A 12,582-nucleotide genomic window follows, 5' to 3' on the forward strand; every position below is an offset into this window, starting at 1 on the left:
CTGCTCTGTTTACGAAGCACGAACCGACAAGGTTCCAGCCCGAGGAGTCCTCGTGACGAAACGACCTGCCACCCGTGACCTCCAGGAGCCGCAACCGCTGTACCTTCCGCCCGAACTGAACGCCGCGACCTGGGACCGTGCCGCCCGACGCCTGCTCGCCAAGATGATCGGCGCCTTCGCCTACGAGGAGATCGTCGAACCGGTCGCCCGGCCGGACCACGACGACGGCCGGCCCCACCGGGCCGGCCACCGGTACGACCTCCGGCTCGACGACGGCGGCACCCTCACCTTCTGCGCCCGCCGCGGCGCGTACGACGACTGGCGCGTCGACCCGAACTCCGTCGAACGCGACGGCCGGCCCTTCGGCGACCCGCTGCGGTTCCTCACGCTGGCCCGCCGCCTCCTCGGCCTCGACGGCCCCACCCTCGGCCACCTCGTCCGTGAGCTCACCACCACTCTGGTCTCCGACACCCGGCTCGACGGCAACGCCCTCCCGGCCGACCGCCTCGCCGCACTCGACTACGCCGAGATCGAGGGCCACCAGACGGGCCACCCGTGGCTCGTCGTGAACAAAGGACGCCTGGGCTTCTCCGCCCCCGACACCGCACGCTGGGCCCCCGAGGCCCGCAGGCCGGCCCGCCTCCCCTGGATCGCCGTCAGCCGCACCCTCGCCGTCTACCGCGGGGTTCCCGGGCTGGCCGCCCCCGACGAGCTCTACCGGCGCGAACTCGACGACACCGTGCTCGCCTCCTTCGCCGCCCAGCTGCGCGGCCGCGGCCACGACCCGGCCGCATACCTCTACCTTCCGGTCCACCCCTGGCAGTGGGACGAAGTCGTCGTACCGCTCTTCGCCCCCGACATCGCGCGCGGCATGATCGTCCCCCTGCACGCCGACGCAGACCTGCGCCTCCCGCAGCAGTCCATCAGGACGTTCGTCAACACCAGCAGGCCGGACCGGCACCTGGTCAAACTGCCGCTGTCCATCCTGAACACCCTCGTATGGCGCGGTCTGCCCACCGAGCGGACCCTCGCCGCTCCCGCCGTCACCTCCTGGGTGCTCGGCCTGCGCGACGCCGACCCCTTCCTGCGCGACGAATGCGGAGTGATCCTGCTCGGCGAAGTCGCCTCGGTCACCGTCGAGCACCCCCTCTACGACCGGCTCCCCGAGGTCCCGTACCAGTACAGGGAGCTGCTCGGCGCCATCTGGAGGGAGCCGCTGCAGCCCCGCCTGCGCCCCGGCGAGCGCGCCCGCACCCTGGCGTCCCTCCTCCACACCGACCTCCACGGCCGGGCCTTCACCGCCGAGCTCGTCGCCCGCTCCGGCCTCACCCCCATCGTCTGGCTGCGCCATCTCCTCGCCGCGGTGCTGCCGCCGCTGCTCCGGTTCCTCTACCGCTACGGGACCGTGTTCTCACCTCATGGAGAGAACGCCATCGTCGTCTTCGGCGAGAAGGACGTCCCCGTCCGGGTGGCGATCAAGGACTTCGTCGACGACATCAACATCAGCTCCCAGCCGCTGCCCGAGCACGACTCCATGCCCGACGACGTCCGTGCGGTGCTGCTCACGGAGCCGCCCGCATTCCTCACCCAGTTCATCCACTCCGGGCTCTTCATCGGCGTCTTCCGATTCCTCGCGCCGCTGTGCGAGGAGCAATTGGGGGTGTCGGAGAGGGAATTCTGGACTCTCGTGCGCAATGAGATCCTGCGCCACCAGGCGCGATTCCCCGAGCTCAAGGACCGCTACCAGACGTTCGACCTGCTGGCGCCGCGCATCGAGCGGCTCTGTCTCAACCGGAACCGGCTGCATCACGACGGTTACCGCGACCGTGCGGAGCGGCCGCACGCAGCGGTCCACGGAACCGTGCCGAACCCGCTGCACGACCCCGGATCGGTCCAGGATTGATCCCGTTGTCAGTGGCGCCCCGTAGGGTGGAAAAGCTATGACGAAGCCTTCCCTCCCCGAGCTCCTCCACGCCGCGGTCACCGCCGTCGGCGGTGTGGAACGGCCAGGCCAGGTCGCGATGGCCGAGGCCGTCGCCGAGGCCATCGACGACGGATCCCACCTGCTGGTCCAGGCCGGCACCGGCACGGGAAAGTCGCTCGGCTACCTCGTTCCGGCGCTGGCTCAGGGGGAGCGGGTGGTCGTGGCCACCGCCACCCTCGCGCTGCAGAGACAGCTGGTCGAGCGTGATCTGCCCCGGACCGTCGAGGCCCTGCATCCGCAGCTGCGCCGGCGGCCGGAGTTCGCCATGCTCAAGGGCCGCTCGAACTACCTGTGCCTGCACCGTCTGCACGAGGGCGTACCGCAGGACGAGGAGGACGGGCTCTTCGACCCGTTCGAGGCGGCGGCCCCGACCAGCAAGCTCGGCCAGGACCTGATCCGGCTGCGCGACTGGTCCGGCGAGACGGAGACCGGTGACCGCGACGATCTGACGCCCGGCGTCTCCGACCGTGCCTGGTCGCAGGTCTCGGTCTCGTCCCGCGAATGCCTGGGAGCCACCCGCTGCGCCTACGGCGCCGAGTGCTTCGCGGAGCTCGCCCGGGAGCGGGCCAAGCTGGCCGAGGTCGTCGTCACCAACCACGCGCTGCTCGCCATCGACGCCATCGAGGGAGCCCCGGTGCTCCCGCAGCACGAGGTGCTGATCGTCGACGAGGCCCACGAGCTGGTGTCCCGCGTCACCGGCGTCGCCACCGGAGAACTCACAACCGGCCAGGTCAACCGTGCGGTCCGCCGTGCCGCGAAGCTCGTCGACGAGAAGGACGCCGATGCCCTCCAGACCGCCGCGGAGGGCTTCGAGCGGCTCATGGAGCTCGCCCTTCCCGGGCGGCTGGAGGAGATCCCGGAGGATCTCGGCTACGCCCTGATGACCCTGCGCGATGCCGCGCGCACGGTCGTGTCCGCCCTGGGAGCCACCCGGGACAAGTCCGTGCAGGACGAGGACGCCGTGCGCAAGCAGGCCCTGGCGTCCGTGGAGAGCGTGCACGGCGTCGCCGAGCGGATCCTCCAGGGCTCCGAGTACGACGTCGTCTGGTACGAGCGGCACGACCGGTTCGGCGCCACGCTCCGGGTCGCGCCGATGTCCGTGTCCGGGCTGCTCCGGGAGAAGCTCTTCGAGGACCGTTCGGTGGTACTCACCTCTGCCACCCTCAAGCTGGGCGGGGACTTCAACGGAGTGGGTGCGTCGCTCGGACTGGCTGCCGAGGGTGCCACGGGGGACGACCTGCCCGTGTGGAAGGGCATCGACGTCGGCTCGCCGTTCGACTACCCCAAGCAGGGCATCCTCTACGTCGCCAAGCACCTCGCCACCCCCGGACGTGAGGGCACCAGGAACGACATGCTCGACGAGCTCACGGAGCTGGTCGAGGCCGCGGGTGGCCGTACGCTCGGTCTCTTCTCGTCCATGCGGGCCGCTCAGGCCGCTGCGGAGGAGCTGCGCGGCAGGATCGACAAGCCGATCCTGCTCCAGGGCGAGGAGACGCTGGGCGAGCTGATCAAGAACTTCGCGGCGGACCCCGAGACCTGCCTGTTCGGCACCCTGTCCCTGTGGCAGGGCGTCGATGTGCCGGGGCCGAGCTGCCAGCTGGTCGTCATGGACCGCATCCCCTTCCCCCGCCCGGACGATCCGCTGATGAGCGCCCGCCAGAAGGCCGTGGAGGAGGCGGGTGGCAACGGGTTTATGGCGGTGGCCGCCACCCATGCCGCACTGCTGATGGCGCAGGGGGCGGGACGGCTGGTGCGGGCGGCGGGGGACCGCGGTGTCGTCGCCGTCCTCGACCCACGCCTGGCCACGGCACGGTACGGCGGTTTCCTCCGTACGTCCCTGCCTGATTTCTGGCACACCACGGACCGCAATCAGGTCCGGCGCTCCCTGGCCGCCATCGATGCGGCGGCCAAGGCCGAAGGCAGGTAGCGCCGGCCGGCCCGTGAGGCGAGGCACGTCATCACCCGCAGGGCATACGGCAGGCCCCGGGACCGGCGCAGTGGGTCCCGGGGCCCGGTCCGAGCCGGCGGATGCGTCACACCCGCCGCAGCACGGCCACGACCTTCCCGAGGATCGTGGCCTCGTCACCGGGGATCGGCTGGTATGCGGAGTTGTGCGGCAGCAGCCAGACATGGCCGTCCTCGCGCTTGAAGCGCTTGACGGTGGCCTCGCCGTCGAGCATGGCGGCGACGATGTCGCCGTTCTCGGCGACGGGCTGGCGGCGGACGGTGACCCAGTCGCCGTCGCAGATCGCGGCCTCGATCATCGAGTCGCCGACGACCTTCAGGACGAAGAGCTCACCGTCGCCGACGAGCTGGCGGGGGAGGGGGAAGACGTCCTCGACCGACTCCTCGGCGAGGATGGGACCACCTGCGGCGATCCGGCCGACCAGGGGGACGTAGGACGCGGCGGGCTTGCCGGCCGTGTCGGCGGGCTGGGTGCTGGGCTGGTCGGAGCCGCGCACCTCGTAGGCACGGGGCCGGTGCGGGTCCCGCCGCAGAAAGCCCTTGCGCTCCAGTGCCATCAGCTGGTGGGCGACGGACGAGGTGCTGGACAGTCCCACCGCCTGGCCGATCTCCCGCATGGACGGCGGGTACCCCCTGCGCTGGACCGAGTCCCGGATGACCTCGATGACCCGCCGCTGCCGGTCCGTGAGCCCGGAGCTGTCGGCGCGGATCCCTGGAGGTCGGCCGGGCAGCGAGCGTGTGGGCTTGGGCCCCTCCGGGTTCGTGATCGCGTCATTCATGGCATGCACCGGCTCGAATCGGTTCTGGGAGCGGTCCTGAGCAGTGATGGTGGCACTGTCTGCGGTCGTGGTCACATCGGCCCCTCTCGAGAAGTTCTCCCTAGCTGGACAACGGTAGTTGCTTTCGAAAGGTTGCGCCAAACACACGTTCGAGTGAAAAACCGCGGAAAAGCTGCAATGTCTTCCTACTCGGGTGTATGGAGTCATGGTGCACGATGGGTCGAATATGTATTCGAGTATCCACCGTACCGTCAGGGTTGCGAACCATGACTCGCGGGTGACCGGATTTCTCGATCCCCTGCGTTCCAGTGTGACACCGGAGGGGCCTGGATCCCGGTTCGCGCCGCGTGTCCCGTACCCTCGTGCCCGGCCCGGAAACGGCCCGGAAGGCGCGACACGCGCTTCGGTGTGCGAAGCGGCCAAACCCTAGATCTAGTGGTTGGATTGGCCGGGTCACCCACAAGTTGTGGTGGCGTTCGGGTGGGCCCTCGGGCATCCCCTATGCTTGTGGCTGCTTCGCGGGGCCCTGTGCGGCCCCGGCGGGGCTGTTTCGTCGTGCTTGAAGGAGGGATGGGAACCATGCACTGCCCCTTCTGCAGGCACCCCGACAGTCGCGTCGTCGACAGTCGCACCACTGACGACGGCACCTCCATCCGCAGGCGTCGCCAGTGCCCGGACTGCTCTCGCCGGTTCACCACGGTCGAGACGTGTTCCCTGATGGTGATCAAGCGGAGCGGGGTGACCGAACCGTTCAGTCGCACCAAGGTCATCAATGGCGTGCGCAAGGCATGCCAGGGGCGGCCGGTCACCGAGGACGCTCTTGCCCAGCTCGGCCAGCGCGTCGAGGAGGCGGTGCGGGCCACCGGGAGCGCCGAGCTGACCACCCATGACGTGGGGCTGGCCATACTCGGCCCGCTGCAGGAGCTCGACCTCGTCGCGTACCTGCGTTTCGCATCCGTGTACCGGGCGTTCGACTCGCTCGAGGACTTCGAGGCGGCCATCGCGGAGCTCCGCGACCGGCGGCCTCCCGCAAGCACCGCAGACGACGGCGTGCCCGGCGTGACCCCCGAGGTCCCCGTGCCCGCCACCGCTGCCGACTGACCCGTCGGCGAGGGTCGGGCCGGCAGTATTCCGGACCTGTCGCGGGCGCTGTGCGCGGCGTCCACGACAACAGACAGAAACAGGGTGCCCGGGAAGAAATGGGCACTTCAGGGCGTTTTTGCCCGTATATGGGAGGCGGCATGACAGAGACGACGAGCGGCCCGGCACGAGGCTCCCGCTCCAAGGGATCCAAGGCCGCAGCGGCCCGGCAGGGTTTGCGCATCGAGCGCATCCACACCACCCCCGGCGTGCATCCGTACGACGAGGTCACGTGGGAGCGCCGGGACGTCGTCATGACCAACTGGCGCGACGGCTCGGTCAACTTCGAGCAGCGCGGCGTCGAGTTCCCCGACTTCTGGTCCGTGAACGCGGTCAACATCGTCACCAGCAAGTACTTCCGCGGTGCCGTCGGCACGCCCCAGCGCGAGACCGGTCTGAAGCAGCTGATCGACCGCATCGTGAAGACCTACCGCAAGGCCGGCGAGGACCACGGCTACTTCGCCTCGCCCGCCGACGCCGAGATCTTCGAGCACGAGCTGGCCTACGCCCTCCTGCACCAGATCTTCAGCTTCAACTCCCCGGTCTGGTTCAACGTCGGCACGCCGCAGCCCCAGCAGGTCTCCGCCTGCTTCATCCTGTCCGTCGACGACTCCATGGAGTCGATCCTCGACTGGTACAAGGAAGAGGGCATGATCTTCAAGGGCGGCTCCGGCGCCGGCCTGAACCTCTCCCGTATCCGCTCCTCCAAGGAGCTGCTGTCCTCCGGCGGCAACGCCTCCGGACCGGTCTCCTTCATGCGCGGTGCGGACGCGTCCGCAGGAACGATCAAGTCGGGCGGTGCCACCCGCCGCGCCGCCAAGATGGTCATCCTCGATGTCGACCATCCCGACATCGAGGACTTCATCGAGACCAAGGTGAAGGAAGAGGAGAAGATCCGCGCCCTCCGCGACGCGGGCTTCGACATGGACCTGGGCGGCGACGACATCACGTCCGTCCAGTACCAGAACGCCAACAACTCCGTCCGTGTCAACGACGAGTTCATGAAGGCCGTCGAGACCGGCGGGAAGTTCGGCCTGCGTGCCCGTATGACCGGCGAGGTCATCGAGGAGGTCGACGCCAAGGCCCTCTTCCGCAAGATGGCCGAGGCCGCCTGGGCCTGTGCCGACCCGGGCATCCAGTACGACGACACGATCAACCACTGGCACACCTGCCCCGAGTCCGGCCGCATCAACGGCTCGAACCCGTGCAGCGAGTACATGCACCTGGACAACACGTCCTGCAACCTCGCCTCGCTGAACCTGATGAAGTTCCTGAAGGACGACGGCCGGGGCAGCCAGTCCTTCGACGTCGAGCGCTTCGCCCAGGTCGTCGAGCTGGTCATCACGGCCATGGACATCTCCATCAGCTTCGCCGACTTCCCGACCCGGAAGATCGGTGAGAACACCCGCGCCTTCCGCCAGCTCGGCATCGGCTACGCCAACCTGGGCGCCCTGCTCATGGCCACCGGCCACGCCTACGACTCGGAGGGCGGCCGTGCCCTCGCCGGTGCCATCACTTCGCTGATGACCGGCACCTCGTACAAGCGCTCCGCCGAGCTCGCCGCCGTCGTCGGGCCGTACGACGGCTACGCCCGCAACGCCGAGGCGCACCAGCGCGTGATGAAGCAGCACGCCGACGCCAACGGCGTCGCGGTGCGCATGGACGACCTGGACACCCCGATCTGGGCCGCCGCCACCGAGGCCTGGCAGGACGTGATCCGCCTCGGCGCCAAGAACGGATACCGCAACTCCCAGGCGTCCGTGATCGCCCCGACCGGCACCATCGGCCTCGCCATGTCCTGCGACACGACCGGCCTGGAGCCCGACCTGGCGCTGGTCAAGTTCAAGAAGCTGGTCGGCGGCGGCTCGATGCAGATCGTCAACGGCACCGTGCCGCAGGCACTGCGCCGCCTGGGCTACCAGGAGGAGCAGATCGAGGCCATCGTCGCCCACATCTCCGAGCACGGAAACGTGATCGACGCGCCCGGTCTGAAGCACGAGCACTACGAGGTCTTCGACTGCGCCATGGGCGAGCGAACCATCTCCCCGATGGGCCACGTGCGCATGATGGCCGCGATCCAGCCGTGGATTTCGGGTGCGCTCTCCAAGACCGTCAACATGCCCGAGTCCGCCACCGTCGAAGAGGTCGAGGAGATCTACTTCGAGGCCTGGAAGATGGGCGTCAAGGCGCTCGCCATCTACCGCGACAACTGCAAGGTCGGCCAGCCCCTCTCCGCCAAGAAGAAGGAGGAGGAGAAGAAGGCCGAGATCGCCGAGAAGGCCGAGGAGACCATCCGCACCGCGGTCGAGAAGGTCGTCGAGTACCGTCCGGTCCGCAAGCGCCTCCCGAAGGGCCGCCCCGGCATCACCACCTCCTTCACGGTGGGCGGAGCCGAGGGCTACATGACGGCGAACTCGTACCCGGACGACGGCCTCGGCGAGGTGTTCCTCAAGATGTCCAAGCAGGGCTCGACCCTCGCGGGCATGATGGACGCCTTCTCCATCGCCGTCTCGGTCGGTCTCCAGTACGGCGTCCCGCTGGAGACGTATGTCTCGAAGTTCACCAACATGCGCTTCGAGCCGGCCGGTATGACCGACGACCCGGACGTGCGGATGGCCCAGTCGATCGTCGACTACATCTTCCGCCGCCTGGCCCTGGACTTCCTGCCCTTCGAGACCCGCTCGGCGCTCGGCATCCACTCCGCCGAGGAGCGTCAGCGCCACCTCGAGACCGGCTCCTACGAACCGGCCGAGGAGGAGATGGACGTCGAGGGACTCGCCCAGTCCGCTCCGCGGCAGACCGAGCCCCTGAAGGCCGTCGCCACGCCCAAGGCCCCCGCGGAGGCCGAGAAGTCCGTGCCGAAGCAGGCGCACACCTCGGCCGAACTGGTCGAGATGCAGCTCGGCATCAGCGCGGACGCGCCGCTGTGCTTCTCCTGCGGGACGAAGATGCAGCGGGCGGGCAGCTGCTACATCTGCGAGGGCTGCGGCTCCACCAGCGGCTGCAGCTGATACCGGGCGGAATGGCGTCGGACGCACCATCCGTGGTAGCCCGCAGGCATAGCTGACCAGCAGCTCACGAGGGGGACCGGCCATGGGCCGGTCCCCCTCGTCGTACCTGCGACCGGCCCGGCACTTCTCAAGCGTGATGACTGGTGCGAGGTGGCAGGGAACGCCCTCGCGGTCAGGGATCCCGGGATCGTCCGGCTCGTAGAGACGGCGTCGGGCCGCCGGCTGCCGGCGTTCGCCGACCGGCCGCGATCCGGTGAGGAACGGCGCACACCAGGAGCATCCACCCTGCGCCGGCATCGCGGGGCGGGCGAGGGCGTGACCTCCGCCGTCGGGCGGTGGGGCCGGGGAACCGGCTCCACCGCCCGCGGTGACGTCTGCTTGAGGCACCGCGGGCGAGGCGCTGCGGCCGATGCGGCCGGACAGATGCGCGCGTGGGGCGGTTCGTTCCGGACGGACCTGAGCCTGCCCGGACGGTCCGGACGGGCCCACGAGCGTGCCCGACCCGGACACACCCCGTTCAGCTGCCGGCCGGCAGGGCCCCCATCACGTCGGTGAACGAAGCCGTGTCGACGTCGAATCCCTTGAGGACGGGACGCAGCTGCCATTCGCCGGAATCGGTGCGGACGAATTCGGCGATCGTCGCAGCGGTGGAGCCGGCTACCGCCGCGAAGCCGGTGGCGGCCAGCTCCGTGTAGCCCTCGAGGATGCGCACCGCGGCGCTCGGTACGTCCCCGAACGTCCTGCGCCCCGCACGCTGCTGGATCGCCACGCCCACGACCACACGCCGGTACGACGGCGCGAGCCTGTCGAGTTCCAGGGTCATGGCCTCGTCGACTCCGAAGCCCTGGCCGGTCCTGCTGTCCCGGGTGAGGGTGATGGTGCCGTCGGGCGACCGGCTGGCGAAGTGGACCACGTACGACGGTGTGCCGTAGGGGTCCTCCCCGGAGTACGTCGCGGCGACGATGTCGAGATCATTGACCGGTGCCCCGGACGGGCTGGGGTCCCATTTGAGGGTGACCTCGGCCTTTCCGATCCCCTTGCGCAGACTGCTCACCGGACTCCCCTTCCTCGAACTGTCCGACCGCGATCGTAACGGCACCGATGCGGACGGTGTCCGGCCTGTGGACAACTCCTCGTGCGGCGCTCCGGGGCGGTCGCACCGGCGTCCGGAGGCACGGCGGGGGTGCACTCCGCGCGACCATGACCGAGATCACCCCCGGCGCCGTACGATGGCGCGGTGCTGGTCAAGTGGACTCGCTGCACCGTGGTGGACCGTCGTGGTTTCGAACGGGGGCAGCGGAAGTGGGCGGGGCTGCTGGGCGAACCGGGATTCCGGGGGCAGGGCGGCGGATGGAGCCGGGAACGGCCGGAGGTGGCCCATGTTTTCGCCTTCTGGGAGAGCCGGGCCTTCTATGACTCGTTCATGGCACGCTCCCACGACCGGCTCGCCGCCGCACAGTCGGGCACGTACCGGAACATACAGGTCAAGCTGTTCGACTACCGGTTCGATGTGAAGACCGGCTTCGAGCCTCGGTTCACCGACGCCGACGTGGTGAGGGTGGCGCACTGCACCGTACGCCCGGAGCGCAGCGAGCATTTCGCGCTGATGCAGGAGAAGGTGTGGAACCCGGCCATGGCAGGGTCGCCGGGCATGGTACGCGGGGTGTTCGGCGAGGCCCCGGGCGACGAGTTCCTGGTGCTGTCCATGTGGCAGTCGGCGGCCGAGCACGGCAAGTACCGCACCGAACGGGTGGAGCGACTGTCGCTGCGCGCGCAGACGGCGGCGGACATAGCCGCGCTGAGCGGTGCCGTGGTGGATCTTGAGGCCGCCTGGACGGTGTGATCGCCTCCGGCGCCCGGTTCGCTCCGGTCCGGGCCGCCCGTGGTGCGCCGTGCGGACCGCTGTCCCGTAAGGACCGTCCTGCGGAGTGGGGGCCGGCCGCCGGGGCGGCCCCGGAGGCCGGCTGTCCCGTCGGCTCGTCCCCGAACTACGGTTTGACCATGGCAAGACCACGGCGCATCGTCGTCATGCGACACGGCGAGTCGGTGGGCAACATCGACGACTCCGTGTACGAGCGGGTGCCGGATCACGCCCTTCCGCTCACGGCCGCCGGATGGCGCCAGGCCCGGGAGACCGGTGTCCGGCTGCGGGAGCTCTTCGGCCGGGAACGGGTCAGCGTCTATGTGTCGCCGTACCGCAGGACCCACCAGACATTCGGCGCCCTCGGCCTCGACCCCTCGCTGGTGCGGGTCAGGGAAGAGCCACGGCTGCGCGAGCAGGACTGGGGAAACTGGCAGGACCGGGAGGACGTCCGGCGTCAGAAGGCATACCGCGACGCCTACGGCCACTTCTTCTACCGCTTCGCCCAGGGAGAGTCGGGCGCCGACGTGTACGACAGGGTGGGGGCGTTCCTGGAGAGCCTCCACCGCAGCTTCGACGCGCCCGACCACCCTCCGAACGTCCTGCTCGTGACACACGGCCTGACCATGAGGCTGTTCTGCATGCGCTGGTTCCACTGGACGGTCGCCGAGTTCGAGTGCCTGGCCAACCCCGGGAACGGCGAGACGCGCATCCTGCTGCTCGGCTCCGACGGGCGCTACGTCCTCGACCGGCCGTTCGAGCGCTGGAAAAAACCGGAAGCTTCCGAGCTCACCGAATGAGGGTCACCGGATAGAGTGGCTGCGCGATGACCGCTGACTCCACCCCCGACCGGCGCTTCGACCGCGCTCTGGCCAGCCTGCGCGGGCTGTCCGTGGGAGACGCTCTGGGCTCCCAGTACTTCGTACCCTCCAACTACTCCCTGCTGAAGGCGCGCAGCGTGCCCGCCGGTCCCTGGCAGTGGACCGACGACACCGAGATGGCCAGCTCGGTGCTCGCTGTGCTGGCCCGGCACCACCGCATCGACCAGGACGCACTCGCCCGCTCCTTCGCCGACCACCATGACTTCGACCGCGGCTACGGCCCGGCCGTGAACCGCATGCTCCGGCTGATCCGCGAGGGCGGCGACTGGCGCGAGCTCGCCGCCGCGCTCTTCCAGGGACAGGGCTCCTGGGGCAACGGCGCCGCGATGCGGATACCACCGCTCGGCGCCTGGTACGCGGACGACCCCGAACAGGCCACCCACCAGGCCGAGATCTCCGCCTACCCCACCCATCAGCACCGCGAGGCCGTCGTGGGCAGCATGGCCGTGGCAGCGGCCGCCGCCCTCGTGGCCTCGCCGGACGGGCCGCCCGGACCGGAGGAACTCCTCGACGGCGTGATCGCGCTCGTCCCGCGCAGCGCCGTCGGAGCCGGACTGCGCCGAGCCCGGGACATGCTCGACTACGACGACGCCGCGACCGTCGCGGCGGTGCTCGGCTGCGGGCGCCGGACGAGCGCGCACGACACGGTACCGTTCGCCCTCTGGTCGGCGGCCAGGGCACTCGGTGACTTCGAGCGGGGCTTCTGGACCACCGCGCAGGTCGGCGGCGACGTGGACACGACGTGCGCGATCGTCGGCGGCGTCGTCGCCGCCGGTGTCGGCGGCAGTCCGCCGGAGGAGTGGCTGGCCCGGACGGAGGCACTACCCGACTGGATCACGCCGGCGACCGGCTGAACCGGCGCGGTTCGCCGCCACGGCCGCGCCGACGCCTGCCGCTGATTGTCACGGTCCTGACACATCCCGGCACCCTTCTCGTGCCGCGCGCCGTCCCGCCGTAGCCT

At 69.8% G+C, this 12,582-nt stretch carries 9 protein-coding genes; 7 read left to right on the top strand and 2 right to left on the bottom strand.

Annotated features, from left to right (window positions below; genetic code table 11):
* The first annotated feature begins 52 nt into the window (after positions 1-52).
* A complete protein-coding gene (locus tag ACZ4Z5_RS09120; RefSeq protein WP_468258901.1) occupies positions 53-1,903 on the top strand; it encodes an IucA/IucC family protein in 1,851 nt (616 codons plus the stop codon).
* A 37-nt stretch (positions 1,904-1,940) separates the two neighbouring features.
* Positions 1,941-3,911 carry an ATP-dependent DNA helicase gene (locus ACZ4Z5_RS09125; RefSeq protein WP_468258904.1) on the top strand — a complete coding sequence of 657 codons (1,971 nt, stop codon included), beginning with the start codon at positions 1,941-1,943 and terminating at the stop codon, positions 3,909-3,911.
* Positions 3,912-4,017: 106 nt separating this feature from the next.
* Here ACZ4Z5_RS09125 and lexA read toward each other — a convergent pair whose 3' ends face one another.
* Entirely contained in the window at positions 4,018-4,803 is a 786-nt protein-coding gene (gene lexA / locus ACZ4Z5_RS09130) for a transcriptional repressor LexA (RefSeq protein ID WP_468258906.1), read from the bottom strand.
* Between the two features lie 504 nt (positions 4,804-5,307).
* Between lexA and nrdR the strand changes: the two genes are divergently transcribed.
* Positions 5,308-5,829: a transcriptional regulator NrdR gene (nrdR, locus tag ACZ4Z5_RS09135; protein WP_468259587.1), complete on the top strand. Its 522-nt coding sequence runs from the start codon at positions 5,308-5,310 to the stop codon at positions 5,827-5,829.
* A 140-nt stretch (positions 5,830-5,969) separates the two neighbouring features.
* Positions 5,970-8,879 carry a vitamin B12-dependent ribonucleotide reductase gene (locus tag ACZ4Z5_RS09140; RefSeq protein WP_468258908.1) on the top strand — a complete coding sequence of 970 codons (2,910 nt, stop codon included), beginning with the start codon at positions 5,970-5,972 and terminating at the stop codon, positions 8,877-8,879.
* Between the two features lie 517 nt (positions 8,880-9,396).
* On the opposite strand, the gene ACZ4Z5_RS09145 is transcribed toward ACZ4Z5_RS09140, so the two are convergent.
* Entirely contained in the window at positions 9,397-9,933 is a 537-nt protein-coding gene (locus ACZ4Z5_RS09145) for a TerD family protein (protein ID WP_468258911.1), read from the bottom strand.
* A 183-nt stretch (positions 9,934-10,116) separates the two neighbouring features.
* Between ACZ4Z5_RS09145 and ACZ4Z5_RS09150 the strand changes: the two genes are divergently transcribed.
* From ACZ4Z5_RS09150 to ACZ4Z5_RS09160, 3 genes are all read left to right on the top strand, one after another.
* The gene (locus ACZ4Z5_RS09150) at positions 10,117-10,722 is read left to right on the top strand and encodes a YdbC family protein (protein ID WP_468258913.1); all 606 of its coding nucleotides are present in this window, start codon (positions 10,117-10,119) and stop codon (positions 10,720-10,722) included.
* Between the two features lie 158 nt (positions 10,723-10,880).
* Complete coding sequence (locus tag ACZ4Z5_RS09155; RefSeq protein ID WP_468258915.1) at positions 10,881-11,540, top strand: histidine phosphatase family protein; 660 nt, start codon at positions 10,881-10,883, stop codon at positions 11,538-11,540.
* Between the two features lie 26 nt (positions 11,541-11,566).
* A complete protein-coding gene (locus tag ACZ4Z5_RS09160; protein ID WP_468258918.1) occupies positions 11,567-12,475 on the top strand; it encodes an ADP-ribosylglycohydrolase family protein in 909 nt (302 codons plus the stop codon).
* Positions 12,476-12,582 lie beyond the last annotated feature (107 nt).

This window comes from Streptomyces sp. NPDC030222, assembly GCF_055573115.1.